Below are 13,925 nucleotides of genomic sequence, written 5' to 3'. Positions count from 1 at the left end.
CATCAAACTTCAAACAACTGTATTATAACACTACTTGACGGACGCGGTTGATTGGTTTTCCAAGAAGGCGGGAGCCGAGGTCCTGGAACTGGATCGGGGAGCCGGTGACGAGATAATCGTATTTTGGCTGGTGGGAATTATCTTTAATGGTCCCCGCTTTATCGAGCAGTTTCTTTGTCTCGAGGACGGTTGCCGCGGCCGGGTCGACCAGGGTGACGTTTGGGCCGGCTATTTCCTGGATGACCCGGGCCAGGTGGGGGTAGTGGGTACAGCCGAGGATCAAGGTGTCGATATTTTCCTTGAGCAGTGGTTTGAGATACTCTTTGACGACCTTCCTGGTCTCCTCCGCCTCAATAAAGCCACCTTCGATCAGCGGGACAAAGAGGGGACAGGCGCGGGCGTGGACGACTACGTCGTTGTCGAGCGAGTGGAGCATGGTCTGGTAGGCGTGGGAATTGACGGTGCCAGCCGTGGCGAAGAGGCCGATGACCCGGCTCCGGGTCGCGGCCAGGGCGGAGCGCGCTCCCGGCTCGACCAAGCTGACCAAGTGGACCTTATATTTATCTTTCAGGACCGGATAGGCGATGGCCGAGGAGGTGCCGCAGGCCATGACGATCAGCTTGACCCCTTCGCCTATTAAATATGGGATGATCTCTTCGTTGAACTTGACGATCTCTTCGGGCGAGCGGCCGCCGTAGGGGAGGCGGGCGGTATCGGCCAGGTAGACGACATCCTCGTGCGGCAGTTGGCGGATGATCTCGCGCAAGACGGTCAACCCGCCCACTCCTGAATCAAAGATCCCGATCGGCGAGGCCGGGGTAACTTTTTTGGTCTCCGGTTTATCGGCCGCTTTGGGCGCGATCCGCTCGGCGGCCACTTTTTTAATCAGTGTTACTTCCGAAATAGTTTTTAACCCCTTTCATGATACTGGCCGCGACTTTTGACCGGAAAGCGGCGGAGTTGGCCAAGCTAGACTCATCGCCGTTGGAGAGATAAGCCGGCTCGAGTAAAACCGCCGGCATCCGGGTATGGTTGACCGTATAGAACTTAACCCGATGGAGCCCCCGGTCTTTCCGGTCGAGCCCGCGGACCAACGCCTCGTGCATCTTTTCCGCGAACTGACGGCTCCCCGGATTGTAGTAATAGCTTTCCGTCCCGGCGATGCCGCGATTATAAGTTGAATTATAATGGATGGAGAGGAAAATGTCAGCGCGGCTCCGGTTAGCGAACTCAACGACATCCGAGAGGTTCGAACGCCGGTCCTCGTCACGGGTCAAGTAGACCGTTGCCCCCGCCGCGCGCAGCAGTTCGGCCGTCTCCTGGGCGGTCGCTAGGGTCAGCTTCTTTTCCGGCTGGCCGTCGCAGGAGGACGCGCCGGGGTCATCTCCGCCGTGGCCGGGATCGAGGATGACCGTTCTGCCCTGCAGTGATCGGGGCTGGCTAACTTTTTCCGCGGGAGGGCTGGGGGCCGGGGTAAATTTGCGCGGTTTGAGCGGGGAGGCCCGCTTTCGGGCGTTGGCCGATTCCCAAGCGAATTGTTTGGCTGTCGCCCCATCGGCCCGGTCGCCGATCTCCACGACCGCTTTGCCGCGGCCGAAAACATTGACCAAATCGTAATCGATCTCCCGTTTCAGGGTAATAATGACCCGGGCGGTCCGCGCGTTCTTCTGCGTGGCCTGGATATTCAGGACCCGTTTCGACGGCTTATGCTTTACCGTCAAGTTTTTCGCCAGCCGGGTCTCGGGGAAATCGATATAGAGCTTATTTTCCAAAAGCAGTCCGCGCCCCGTTGTCCAGCCGCTGGTGTAGATGTCGAGATAGTCGTACCCGCGATCGCGCATGTGGTCGAGCCGATCGATCGTCGCCAGATCAGCATACGAGACAGTAGACAGTAGACAGTAGACAGCGGAAATTAATAGGAGATACTTACGCATCGGCCTTGATCATTTTGAGGAGCGTTTCGCGGTCGTTGAGTTGCGGGTCGTCGAGGACCTTTTCGAGCAGGGCGTTGAGTATTTGCCCGACTTTTGGCCCGGGCGGAATATTCAAGGCGAGCATGATCGCTTGGCCGTCGATTTTCAGGTCAGCAACGTGGAGGGCGTTCTCATCAGCCACTATCCGGTCGATCCGGCCCTGCAACTCGTTAAGATAAGCCGCCCCAAGTTCCTGTTCCATGGCGGCCGTATCCGCCCGGCGGAGGGCGAAGAGGTTGGGGAGATTGTCCAGCCCGGCCCGGCGGATAAAGCGGCGGACCGCCGCGTCGCTCCAGCCGGACTCGTAGTTGAACATATGGTTGGTGATGAGGTTAACGACCGCTCCGCTCTCGGCGTTACTGAACTTTAGCCGCCGCAGGAAAGTGGCGGCCAGTTCCGCGCCGGTCTGGTCGTGGCGATAAAAAGTGTCGTCAACCTTGCAGGCCGGTTTACCGATATCGTGAAGGAGGGCGGCCAGCCTGACCGTCAGGTTGTTTTTTGGCGCGGCGTCACAGGCATAGAGTGAGTGCCAGTAGACGTCGTACTTATGATACTCCGGCGGCTGGGCGACACCATAACAGGTGGCCAGCTCCGGCAAGATCAGGTCGAGCAGTCCACTCTCTCTCATATATTCCAGGCCGAGGGAGGGCTTCTCCGCTTTCAGCAGTTTGACCAGCTCATCGTGGAGCCGTTCCGGCGCGACCTGGCGCACTACGGCTAAGGTTGGCCGGATAGCGTCGAAGGTTGGCCCGTCGATCGTAAAGCCAAGGGTTGCCGCGAAGCGGCAGGCGCGGACCGGACGGAGACCGTCTTCTGAAAAGCGGGCGAGCGGGTCGCCGACAGCGCGAATGATTTTCATATTTAGATCTGCCTGGCCGGCAAAGTCATCGAATAGTTCCTTCGTTTCCGGGTCATAGGCCAGGGCGTTGACGGTGAAATCGCGCCGGGCCAGGTCGGCCTGGAGGTCGTTGGTAAAACGGACGTTCGAGGGGTGGCGGCCATCGACATATTTTTCATCGGCCCGAAAGGTCGTCACTTCGTAGGGGCCGTCCGGCAGGAGGACCGTGACCGTGCCGTAAAGGATCCCGGTCGGGATGACTTTTGGAAAGAGCGCGGTCACTTCGGCCGGCCGGGCGTTAGTTGTGATGTCCCATTCTTCCGGGGTTTTCCCCAGCAGGAGATCGCGCAACGATCCGCCGACCAGGTAAGCCCGGAAACCGCCGGTTTTTAGCCGCTGGATTATTTCGGCGGCGCCTTTTTTCACGGTAAACATGGCGAAAGTTAGTTTACCGCACGAGAGAAGTATTGTAAAGGTGAGGAGGGTATAATATAATACGCACGATGCAAACAGCCGGTTGGCAAAAAGGTTTGGTCGCGGTCCTTTTATTGTTCTTGGTGGGAGGCGGGTGTCTCTTCTTGACCCAGGTGTTGGGGGGAGATAGTTTTAGCCGTGAAGAGGCCCAACACGCGCTCTACGCGCTCTGGATCAACAAAGATATCAAGGCGGCCGACCTGGGCGCTTTCTGGTATGACACCCAACGCCAGATGTACTGGCCTTTCTTACACTCCTGGGTTTTGGCCCTCGTCTACCTTACTCTTGGCGTCAGTTACGTCACGACCCGTTTTCTTAGCCTGGTGATATTTGGGGCGACGCTCCTTTTAATGTACTTCTCGGCACTCCGCTTTTCGGAGAAGCGCGGCTGGGAGATCGGCGTCTTAGCGGTCGGCCTGGCCCTCACTTCTCCCTTGATGCTCCTTTACTCGACCCAGAACACGCTCGAAGGGTTGGGGGCGCTGATCTTTTTGGCGGTCTTTTATTTTTATTCCATTTGCGAAGAGCGGAAGCTCGCTTACGAATACTTGATCCTCGGCGTCCTGATCGGCCTCTCGATCTATACCAACTATCTCTACGCTTATCTGATGATCCCGGCTTTTGTGGTCGCGACCCTTATGAAGCTTGAGCCGCTGTTCGTTCAGGGGGTCAAGTTGAGCCGGGAGGGGGAAAAGTCGGCGCTCCATTTTCTCTGGTGGATGTACCGGAAGTTGATCATCTTGGGGGTTTTGCTGGTCTTTATCGCCACCTGGTTCCTGACCGCCTCTTTCTCGCGTAAGATCATGCTCCTGCTGCAGGCGCTCTTCCGTTATGGCGGCGGGGAGCCGAGCCTCGGTATGGGCCAGGCCTTGATCTATTACCCGAAGATCATCCTGACCCAGGTCTCGTTCTCGCCCTGGATCGGGTTGCTTCTGCTGATCGCGCTGGTCTGCCCGCTGGCCGCCCGCGGCTACCGCCAGGTCAACAAGCTGTATACTTTCATCTGGACGGTCATCCTCCTGTTGACGCTGACCATCGGGGGGAAGGCGCCGCAACTCATGTACATTATTCTGCCGTTCATTTTCCTGGTCGGGGCGGCGGCGGTCTTCCATGTTGCCGAACGCTGGCCAAAGTACGCTCGCTTGCTGGCGGTGGTCGCACTGGTCCCGGCCTTGGTCTCACTGCCGTTGTTGGTTAAATCATACGCCCCCTCCCGGCCGGGAGAAAAAATGCTCCAGGTCCTCCATTTCTTTAAGCTGGGGGTGGCGCCACGGCACGCGCTCGCCGCTTCGATCAATCTCCAGTACCTTAATCCCGAGGGGCTTGCTTTCCATTTTTGGGATTGGAACGCTCCGGTCCTGACCGATCCGGTCCTGGGTGAGGACGAGCTTTTCCGCAACGGCCAGTATTTTCTGGCGGTCGAGCTTGATCCCGGCAGCCCGTACCAGGCCGAAGTGATCGATGACGCTACCTTGCGCTGGAAGGCGTTCCTCTCGTCGAAGCTGGAAGCGGGTGAAGTGCGGGAGAATTCTTTCCGGACCTTCAGCAGTCTCGGTTTGACCGCCAAGATCTACGAAAAAGTCAGCCGTTAGGGGCGGAAGATCGCCAGGATGCCTTCGCGGATGAACTGCACGGCGATCGCCGCGATGAGGATAGAAGCTATTTTCGTCAGGATCAGCGAGCCGTTTTTCCCCAATATTTTATAGATCGCGTCGGCGTAATGGAGGACCAGCCAGATCAGGGCGAAGCAAGCGACGATTGAGCTCAAGACGACCGCGTAACCGTATAACTTCAACAGGACCAGCGCAGTGGTGATCGCCCCGGGGCCGACGAGGAGAGGACAGCCGAGCGGCACGACCCCGATATCTTCCTTGTGTTCCACGTTGATCCGCCCGCGCATCATGATCTCGATAGCGATCCAGAGGAGGAGTATCCCGCCGGCGATCTTGAAGTCGTTGAGGGTGACGTTGAAGAGCTCCAGTATCCCCAGGCCGACCGCCACAAAAACGATCAGTAAAATAAAACCGGTCAGGATGGCGTTGGCAAATATCCGGCGCTTGTTGGCCAGCGTTTCCCCTTCGGTCAGGCCGAGGAAAAAGGGGAGGTTCCCGGGCGAATCGGTGATGATGAAGAGGGCGACGACCGATTTAAGGAACGGGAAGAAAAAAGCTTCCATTAGCGCATGAACGGCGGCAGGTCGAAGGTATTATCTTTCCCCGCGGCCGGGGCCGGGCTGTTCGCGGCCTGGCCGACCCGCGCCCCATGGCGGAAGGGGAGCGCTTCCCGCTCGCGATTGGCGGTCGGTTTAAAGCCGGTGGCGATGACCGTGACGACCACGTCACCCTGCAGTTTTTCGTCAATGGTCGCGCCGAAGATGATGTTGGCATCGGGGTCGCCGGCGTTGTAGATGACCTCGGCCGCTTCGTTGACCTCGTAGAGGGTGAGGTCGGAACCGCCGGTGACGTTGAAGATGATCCCTTTGGCGCCGGTGATCGTCTCTTCCAGGAGCGGGGAGGAGATGGCCGCTTCGGCCGCTTCGGTGGCGCGATTCTCGCCGGAGCCGGTGCCGATCCCCATCATCGCGGAGCCGGCCTCGAACATGATGGTCCGGACGTCGGCGAAGTCCAGGTTGATGAGCCCCGGCACGATGATCAGGTCGGAGATCCCTTTGACCCCCTGGCGGAGGACGTCATCGGCGATCTTAAAGGCCTCGATAATGGAGGTTTTTCTCTCGACTACTTGCAAAAGCTTGTCGTTGGGAATGACAATGAGGGCGTCGACTTTTTCCTTGAGGAGGGCGATCCCCGATTCCGCCTGGGAAATGCGGACCGGTCCCTCAAAACGGAACGGCTTGGTCACGACGCCGACGGTCAGGCAGCCGAGCTCTTTGGCGATCTCGGCGATGACCGGCGAAGCGCCGGTGCCGGTGCCTCCTCCCATGCCGGCGGTCAGGAAGACCATATCGGCCCCTTCCAGGGCGAGGCGGATGTCGTCGCGGCTCTCTTCGGCCGCTTTCTGGCCGACTTCGGGGTTCGAGCCGGCCCCTAAGCCGCGAGTCAGCTTCAGTCCGAGTTGCAGCTTATGGTCGGCCAGGGAGACATTAAGCGCCTGCAGGTCGGTATTACAACCCCAGAATTCAACGCCCTTGACGCCGCCGCTGATCATCCGGTTGACCGCGTTGGTCCCGCCGCCGCCGACGCCGAAAACTTTGATCGTCGCGAAACCCTGGCCGTTATTTGCTGAGTGCATTGTCCCTTTATTTTAACACAGGTTCCGATAAAATCAACTGTCCGGACTTACTTATATTTTATGACGGGATTATCGGGATAGCGGACGTCGATATACTCTACCGCCGGCCAGTTTCCCTCGACCGCCGGGAGGAGCGCTCGAAAGACCGCCAGCTTCCGCTTGATCTCTTCATTGCGGCCGAGCTTGACGCGGAGGAGGTCGTCGAGGAGAAAATTGATCTTTTCGTAATCGCTGATCTCGGCATGGAGATTGCGGGCGCCAAGCATGGGGGAGAGCTCACCGATCACCTGGCCGGCCAGCTCGGCGGCCCGGGGATCGACCTGTTCCCCTTCGGCTGTCCCCCGGGCGGAGAAGACCGGCAGTTCCGTCATCTTCGGGATGTTGAAGGTCAGGTTGGCGCTACGGTTCAGGATGTATCCCTCGCGGTCGATGATCGCCGAGCGGCCGTTGAGGAGGAGGACGGCAAAGGGCCGGCGTTCACTGATCCGGATCAGGACGGTGGCCGGCGGGATCCGGTAGATATGGAACTCCTTGATGGCGGTGATCTTTTTCAAGTTGTCGCGGACCCGGGCGAAGCTGGTCAGAAAGAGGTTCTCGGCCACGGGGACGCCGGAGAGGTCGCGGACCTCCTCGGCGGAGAGGAGATTGGCGCCGTTGACGACGACATCCTGGATCCGCCAGATCGGCAGGGCCAGGATATAATATGTAGCCAGGCTAAACAGAACGGCTCCGGCCAGGAAGAGGAAAAGTTTAAAGCGGAACGAGCGCTTTTTTTTAGTACGCGCTTTCAAGTATCTTGACCACCAATTCGTCGAAGGAGAGGCCGGCCGCTTTGGCTTCGGCCGGCAGGTCGGACTGCTCGGTCATCCCCGGGATAGAATTGAGCTCGGTGACGTAGGGAATATGGTCGCGGGAAACGATCATGTCGACCCGCGAAACGCCGTAACAACCGAGGGCGCGGTGGGCGGCGAGGGCGATCTCCTGGACCCGCTTATAAAGCGGTTTAGGCAGCCGGGCCGGGAGAATAAATTCGGTCAATCCCGAAGTGTATTTGGCCTCAAAGTCGTAGAAGTCATGGCGCGGAACGAGCTCGAGGACCGGCAGGGCCTGCAGGTCGTCCTCCCGGCCGATCACGCCGACCGTGATCTCGCGTCCCTTGATGAATTCCTCGACAAAAACGTGATGATAATCATGGACGGTCTTGGCGAGGACCCGCTCCAGGTCGTCCTCTTTTTTGACCAGCGAGACGCCAAGACTTGATCCCTCGGAGACCGGTTTGACGACGAGCGGAAAGGGGAAGACCCGTTTGAGCTTGTCGGCTTGCGGCCGGACCTCGGAATTCGAGTCGATCTCAAAATAGCGCGGGGTAGGGAGCCCCGAGGCTTCAAGGATTTTTTTTGCCGCCAGCTTGTTCATGGCCAGGGCTGACGCCAGCACTTTGGAGCCGGTGTAGGGGATATTGGCGATCTCGAGCAGGCCCTGGACCGTCCCGTCCTCGCCGTATTTGCCATGGAGGGCGATATAGACGAGGTCGATCTTCTTTTTCTTCAACTGGGTGACGAGGTCGTCGGAGAGATCGAACATCGTGACGTTGAATTTCTGTTTCTTCAGCGATTCAAAAACCCGCTTGCCCGAGCGGAGGGAGACTTCTCTCTCTCCCGAACGTCCGCCGCAAAGAACAGCGATCTTTTTGCTTTTAAGGTTTTTCATCTTTGTGAACTTCGTGCCTTTGTGACTTGGTGGTTAAATCTTACTAATTTTACCACAAAGACACGAAGACACAAAGAACACGAAGGGCATATGAAAATATCTAAAAAGAATTATTCCGAAGATTAGAAGATTATTTGTAGGAAGGATTTGCTTGGATCAATATTTCATCCATTTTTGAGAATAGGATTCTACGAAAAACGGGCGGGATAACTTCAAACGGAAGAGCAGACCCGAGACCACCTTTTAAAATTGTTATTTGCCCCTCGATTATTAGATCTTCAACGACCTCTATATGAGCGGGATTCCCTTTACGGTCAAAAGATATACGAACTGTATTTGGAGGAAGGTACAATTCTTTTTGTCTTTGAAGCGTGCGGGTGAGATCGGTCAGCTTTATTTCGGTTTTTATTGGTCTTGCGTTGCGCGGCAGAGCAAGTTTTACTTTAGCTTGTTGCTTTGGAACAAGTTTTTCCCAATCGGGAATATCCCCCAGGATTTCCTCCACCGGGATCATTAGCCCTTTAACCAAGGTAGATTCTGTCACAGAGTAGTCTGTCCCAGAATAATAATTAATAGCACACATCATAGGAACAAGCATTTTTGAATTTGGGAAAAGCGGCTGCCAGTTTATTTCCAACCTGCCATCCTCTGCGCAGCAGATGGTTTGCCCCGCTCCAAAGGCGAAGCCAGCCTCGTTAATGGGTCGCGCCAGGATTCCTTTTTTGACACGGCCGGAGGGATAGAGGCGGATCTCTTTGTCCCCCTGGTACCATCTCCCATCAATATTTGCGTCGGAAAGAAGGGTCCCCTTCACTGGAACGCCACTTTTTCTAATTTCAATGCCGGTCCCATCCTTAAAAATAACTTTCTGATTATTAATTATAAGTTCCGTGTCCTTTGCTAACGTCCCTTCACAGCCGGAAGAATCCACAAAAGTATTTTTTCCGCCCTTAAAAGAGATTCTCTGGCCGTTAATTACAAGTTCCGTATCTCCTGCTAATGTTCCAAAATAACCCGAAAGAATAACTTGAAAAAATTCTCCGCCTTTAAATGGAACTCTCTGGTTATTAATTAAAATATCTGCGTTCTGCGCTAATGTCCCTGATAAGTTAGATAATGGTTCAGTGTAATAAAATTCTGTGTATCCTTTAAAAATTATTTTTTGTTGGTTAATATTAAATGTTTGATCTTCAAGGGGCAACCTGATGATTCCGGAAATTCCATTCTTAGCGGACCAATATACTGCCTCTCCGGTTTTTATGGCCAGGGAATTGCCAGCTATAGGCAAAGAGATGTCGAATGCCAATTCCCCCTTTAATTCAGCATTATCAAAATCATGCGAAATCGAATTGTTTGATGGCAATAAAGGCCCATGGAAGCGCATTTCTGTTCCCGTTCGAAAAGTTATTCTCCTATTATTTTCCGCAATTATTGTAATATCTCGAGCTAATTTCCAACAATATATAAAATTTTTACCAGAAGGGGAAAAAAGTGTTTTGGGCCCACAATTTGTAAATAAGATTTTTTGGTTTTCAATTAGTTGGCGAAATATTTGAGGCAACGAGCCGGATAAAACAACTCCGCTTCCCGACATCTGTGCCTTCGGTTGATAATCAGGCCTGGAAATAGTTGATGGGGAACAGCCTGCCGCCGCCAAAGCAATTGAGGCCGGAGCGGCAAATTGTCTTAAAAATATTTTACCTATATTCATTTTTATCCTTCTGGCTATCTCCGGTTTGATTTATTAGCTGATCTGTTATAATATTATCGACAAAAGGCAGGGAAATTTCACATGGTTTACAAGATAACTTTAATTCCCGGCGACGGGATCGGGCCGGAAGTTTCGGACGCGGCGCGGCGCTGTGTTGACGCGACCGGGGTCAAGATCGACTGGGAGATCGCCGAAGCGGGGGCCGATGTCATCGGTAAATACGGGACGCCTCTGCCGGAATCCACATTAGCTTCGATCCGGAAGAACAAGGTTGCCCTCAAGGGACCGCTGACCACGCCGATCGGGACCGGTTTCCGCTCGGTCAATGTCGCCATCCGCAAGGAACTTGATCTTTACGCCTGTTTACGGCCCACCAGGTCTTATAAAGGGGTCCGCTCAAGATACGCCGACATCGATCTGGTCATCGTCAGAGAAAACACCGAAGACCTCTATGCCGGCATTGAATTTGAAGAGGGGAAGCCCGAGACTAAAACTTTGATCGCGGAGATCGAAAAGCTCGCCAAAAAGAAGATCAAGCCCGATTCGGGGATTTCCATCAAGCCGATCTCGATTAGCGGGTCCAAACGGATTGCCAAGTTTGCGTTTGAATACGCCGTCAAGCACGGCCGCAAAAAAGTTACCGCTATTTCCAAAGCGAACATCATGAAATTCACCGACGGGCTCTTCTTCAAGGCGGCCCAGGAAGTGGCCAAGGAGTACGCGGGGAAGATCGAGTATGAAGAGCGGCTGATCGACAATATGTGTATGCAGTTGGTCCAAAAACCGGAGCTCTACGATGTCCTCTGCCTGCCGAACCTCTACGGCGACATCTTGTCCGACCTTTGCGCCGGCCTGATCGGCGGCCTGGGGATCGCCCCGGGGGCAAATTTAGGCGAGGGGATCGCCGTCTTTGAAGCGATCCACGGTTCCGCGCCGAAATATACCGGCCAGAACAAAGTCAATCCGGTGGCGATGATCTTGTCCGCCGTGCTGATGCTTAATTATCTGGGGGAGAAAGAAGCCGCGCAACGCTTGGATGCCGCGGTGGCTAACGTTATCGCCGAGGGGAAGAGCGTAACTTATGACTTGAAACCCGACCGGAACGACCCAACAGCTGTCGGGACTTCACAGATGGCTGACGCGATCATCGCTGCCCTCTAGCTCCTAATCTCCGGAACACCAGTCGGTCCCCGGAAAGATCAGTTCCGGATCGGTTCTGACAGTGATCCCTCGCTGATCAAGCAGTTCCATCGCTCCAAAAACACAGCCTGCCCGCTTTTGTTTTCCATTAACATAGCCAAGCTCGCCCATGACCCACAACTTGAAGACGCCGAGCCGGCTGACAGCTTCGGTCAGCCTCGACCAGGCAGTCGCCGAGTCCGGCTCGTCCGGCCAGTCGGGTTCGGGATCATTTTTTCTGGTCGGCACCTCGATGGCCAAGCGCGATCTTAGCTTGATCGAGCTCAATCTCGCCCTGGTGGCGGCCTCGTCGCCCCGTCCGATCAAGATCAAAAGCGGCCAATCGAGAGTTTCCAATCTCGTCCTGACGCGGTCGCAATAATTGAGATAGACCGGTCGCGGGATATCGATCCTGATGGAGTCATACAAATTTTCTTCACGGTACAATTCGCTGACGGCTTTCCCGATCCGCCTGATGATCCCGCTGGGCGGGGATTCTTGATCATAAATGTGCAGGTCGGAAAACCAGGGGTGAACCACCGCCATCATCCGACCCTGGTTGCGGTTGATAGCCTCCCTGACCCTGGAGAATTCGCTGTTGCGGGCGGGCAGGGCCCGGCATAATGACGAAACGTGAATAAGTTGACCTGACATGCCTTATTATCGTCAGGCTGGGCAAAAAAGTTTCAGCCGATTTGTTTGCGGGCCGGATGGTGACGGCGCGCCCGGGGCTTTGCCGCTGTGCGGCGCACTGAGGGTCGTTTGATCGTTCGCTTCTTGAAGGCTCTCCTTTTGAGCGCAGTTTTTTTCACCGGGCGTCCGTTGCGCCTGACGATAGCCGCCCGTTTCGCCGGTCGGGGATCGAGCACTTTTTCGCCGGTATATTCTTCATAAGCCGCGCGGGAGAGCTCATTAATTAAGATTCGCGCTTCGCGAACTTTCGGGAAACCCCAGGTAAAGATCGAGAGAATATAATCCCCTTTTTTGGTGTAAACGATCCCGACGTCGTTCAGGATCCCCTCCAGCTGGCCGGTTTTATTGGCGACGTAGGTCCCGGGGGGGACGCCGCGCCAGATCCCCCAGCGGTAGCGCTGGTAATTCATCCAGGTGATCATCTGTTTGGCCGCCCCTTTGGTAAACCCGCGGCGGCAATAGATCGCGGCGACGACTTTCGCCATTTCGTCGGGGGTGGTCAGATTATTATTCGTGGCCGGCGGTTCGACCAGCATGGTCGGGTCGATGACCCGGGTTTGGCGCAGGCCGAGCTCTTTTACATATGAATTGATCTCGGTCGTGCCGACCGACAAAACAGCGAGGCGGGTCGCCGTATTGTCGGAGAGAGTGATCATTAGCCGGAGCAGGTTCCAGAGGGTATATTCCTGGCCGGCGGGGATCCAGCGGAGGACGCCGGCCCCCTCGAGCTTGTCGCTCTCCCGAAAGAGGACCTTCTTTTTAAGGTTGAGCTGGCCCAGGTCGGAGAGATGAAGGGCGCAAGCCATGACCGGGACCTTGGCGACCGAAGCGGCGGGATATTCCCGGGAGCCGTTAACGCTTAACTGCCGGCCGCTTTTGAGGTCGAGGAAAGTAAAACCGACCTTATTACCGTAAGGGGCGGTCAGCCGCTGGACGCGAGCGGCCAGGTCGGCTCGAGCTGTTGAGGCGAGGAGGATTAAGCAGAGCAAAGTCATTACCCCTAACCCCTCTCTCCCCTTCCCCCTTATTAAGGGGGAAGGGGACGGGGGATAGGGGTCAAGCGAAAGCTGTTTCGGCCCGTGCATCATTTTTTTATTATAACATATGCTATAATTTCTTCATGCCGATAGTCAAAATAAGTTTATGGGCCGGGCGGGACGCCGAGCTGAAAAAGAAACTGATCGAGAACGTGACCAAGACGGTTTGCGAGACGGTTAAATGCCCGCCCGAGGTGGTCATTGTCGTGCTGGAAGATATTCCGAAAGAAAATTGGGGTCAAGGAGGAAAACAAGGTGGCTGAATTATTTGCCAAGCTTAATGCCGATCTGATCGCCGCGATGAAGGCCAGGGACGAGCTCCGTCTCTCCGTTATCCGGATGATGAAGAGCAAGGTCCTCTACGTTAACGCCCGCGGCGATCTGCCGGAAGCGGACGTGATCAAGATCGTGACCAAGTACGGCAAGGATATCAAGGAGTCGATCGAGGAGTTTAAGAAAGTCGGCCGCGCGGTCGAAGTTGCCCAAGCGGAGAAAGAGCTGGCGATCGTCCAGTCGTATCTCCCCAAAGAGCTAACCCCGGACGAGATCAAAGGGTTGGTGCAACAAGCGATCACGGAGACTGGCGCTGTTTCGATCAAAGAGATGGGGAACGTCATGAAGGCGGTCCTGGCCAAGGCCCCGGGGGCGGACGGCAAGATCGTCAGCCAGTTTGTCCGGGAACTTCTAAAGTAAAATGGAATTGGCGGGCCTGATCGCCGTCGGCCTGGCGGCCGGGACGCTAAGCGGCCTCCTCGGTGTCGGCGGGGCGACGATCCTGATCCCCGCTCTCGTCCTCCTCTATAGTATGACCCAGCACATGGCCCAGGGAACCTCGCTGGCTGCTTTACTGTTACCGGTCGGTATTTTGGCTGTGCTGAAGTACCACCAGGCGGGAAATATTAACTGGAAGTTCGCGCTGTTGATGGCGCTCGGTTTCCTGATCGGCGGCTACATCGGCGCCCACTTCGCCCAACCCTTGCCCGATGCCTTCCTTAAAAAGATGTTTGGGGCGTATCTCCTGGTGATCGGGTTGCAGATGATCTTTTTTAGTTAAGGAGCAA

General features: G+C 55.6%; 15 protein-coding genes. 5 read left to right on the top strand and 10 right to left on the bottom strand.

Translation table 11 applies throughout. The features are described from left to right. Positions 1-22 precede the first annotated feature (22 nt). From murI to WC903_07230, 3 genes are read right to left on the bottom strand one after another with little or no spacing between them, the layout of a single operon-like run. Positions 23-877, bottom strand: a complete 855-nt coding sequence (gene murI, locus WC903_07240; protein ID MFA5893732.1) for a glutamate racemase — start codon at positions 875-877, stop codon at positions 23-25. 4 nt (positions 878-881) lie between these two features. After that, on the bottom strand, positions 882-1,934 hold the full coding sequence (locus WC903_07235) for an N-acetylmuramoyl-L-alanine amidase (protein ID MFA5893731.1): 1,053 nt from the start codon (positions 1,932-1,934) through the stop codon (positions 882-884). Beyond that, the gene (locus WC903_07230) at positions 1,927-3,246 is read right to left on the bottom strand and encodes an HD domain-containing protein (protein MFA5893730.1); all 1,320 of its coding nucleotides are present in this window, start codon (positions 3,244-3,246) and stop codon (positions 1,927-1,929) included. Before WC903_07230 ends, WC903_07235 begins: the two co-directional genes overlap by 8 nt. Positions 3,247-3,314: 68 nt before the next feature. Here WC903_07230 and WC903_07225 point away from each other — a divergent pair, with 68 nt between their 5' ends. After that, positions 3,315-4,877, top strand: a complete 1,563-nt coding sequence (locus WC903_07225; GenBank protein ID MFA5893729.1) for a glycosyltransferase family 39 protein — start codon at positions 3,315-3,317, stop codon at positions 4,875-4,877. On the opposite strand, the gene WC903_07220 is transcribed toward WC903_07225, so the two are convergent. From WC903_07220 to WC903_07200, 5 genes are all read right to left on the bottom strand, one after another. Next, entirely contained in the window at positions 4,874-5,461 is a 588-nt protein-coding gene (locus WC903_07220; protein MFA5893728.1) for a MarC family protein, read from the bottom strand. The genes WC903_07225 and WC903_07220 overlap by 4 nt on opposite strands. After that, positions 5,461-6,534, bottom strand: coding sequence for a cell division protein FtsZ (gene ftsZ, locus WC903_07215; GenBank protein MFA5893727.1), 1,074 nt, complete (start codon positions 6,532-6,534; stop codon positions 5,461-5,463). The genes WC903_07220 and ftsZ overlap by 1 nt, the downstream gene beginning before the upstream one ends. 47 nt (positions 6,535-6,581) lie before the next feature. Beyond that, on the bottom strand, positions 6,582-7,325 hold the full coding sequence (locus WC903_07210; GenBank protein MFA5893726.1) for an FtsQ-type POTRA domain-containing protein: 744 nt from the start codon (positions 7,323-7,325) through the stop codon (positions 6,582-6,584). Further along, positions 7,309-8,244 carry a D-alanine--D-alanine ligase gene (locus WC903_07205; protein ID MFA5893725.1) on the bottom strand — a complete coding sequence of 312 codons (936 nt, stop codon included), beginning with the start codon at positions 8,242-8,244 and terminating at the stop codon, positions 7,309-7,311. Before WC903_07205 ends, WC903_07210 begins: the two co-directional genes overlap by 17 nt. Positions 8,245-8,374: 130 nt before the next feature. Next, a complete protein-coding gene (locus WC903_07200) occupies positions 8,375-9,955 on the bottom strand; it encodes a hypothetical protein (GenBank protein ID MFA5893724.1) in 1,581 nt (526 codons plus the stop codon). Positions 9,956-10,036: 81 nt separating this feature from the next. On the opposite strand from WC903_07200, the gene WC903_07195 reads away from it, so the two are divergent. Next, positions 10,037-11,116 carry an isocitrate/isopropylmalate dehydrogenase family protein gene (locus WC903_07195; protein ID MFA5893723.1) on the top strand — a complete coding sequence of 360 codons (1,080 nt, stop codon included), beginning with the start codon at positions 10,037-10,039 and terminating at the stop codon, positions 11,114-11,116. A 3-nt stretch (positions 11,117-11,119) separates the two neighbouring features. On the opposite strand, the gene WC903_07190 is transcribed toward WC903_07195, so the two are convergent. After that, the gene (locus WC903_07190; protein ID MFA5893722.1) at positions 11,120-11,788 is read right to left on the bottom strand and encodes a hypothetical protein; all 669 of its coding nucleotides are present in this window, start codon (positions 11,786-11,788) and stop codon (positions 11,120-11,122) included. A 32-nt stretch (positions 11,789-11,820) separates the two neighbouring features. Beyond that, positions 11,821-12,822 carry a serine hydrolase gene (locus tag WC903_07185; protein ID MFA5893721.1) on the bottom strand — a complete coding sequence of 334 codons (1,002 nt, stop codon included), beginning with the start codon at positions 12,820-12,822 and terminating at the stop codon, positions 11,821-11,823. A 125-nt stretch (positions 12,823-12,947) separates the two neighbouring features. Here WC903_07185 and WC903_07180 point away from each other — a divergent pair, with 125 nt between their 5' ends. Genes WC903_07180 through WC903_07170 form a run of 3 tightly spaced genes read left to right on the top strand, consistent with a single transcriptional unit; the run spans position 12,948 to position 13,918 of the window. Then, a complete protein-coding gene (locus WC903_07180) occupies positions 12,948-13,127 on the top strand; it encodes a tautomerase family protein (protein ID MFA5893720.1) in 180 nt (59 codons plus the stop codon). Continuing rightward, entirely contained in the window at positions 13,120-13,557 is a 438-nt protein-coding gene (locus tag WC903_07175; protein ID MFA5893719.1) for a GatB/YqeY domain-containing protein, read from the top strand. The genes WC903_07180 and WC903_07175 overlap by 8 nt, the downstream gene beginning before the upstream one ends. Position 13,558: 1 nt before the next feature. Then, positions 13,559-13,918 (top strand): sulfite exporter TauE/SafE family protein, encoded by a 360-nt coding sequence (locus tag WC903_07170; protein MFA5893718.1) that lies wholly within the window; start codon positions 13,559-13,561, stop codon positions 13,916-13,918. The last annotated feature ends 7 nt before the right edge of the window (positions 13,919-13,925 follow it).

The organism is Candidatus Margulisiibacteriota bacterium, from assembly GCA_041658645.1.
Lineage (GTDB): Bacteria > Margulisbacteria > WOR-1 > O2-12-FULL-45-9 > XYB2-FULL-48-7 > JBAZZV01.
The sequence above is the reverse complement of the archived record's forward strand: the minus strand, read 5'-3'. Positions and strand labels throughout refer to the sequence as shown.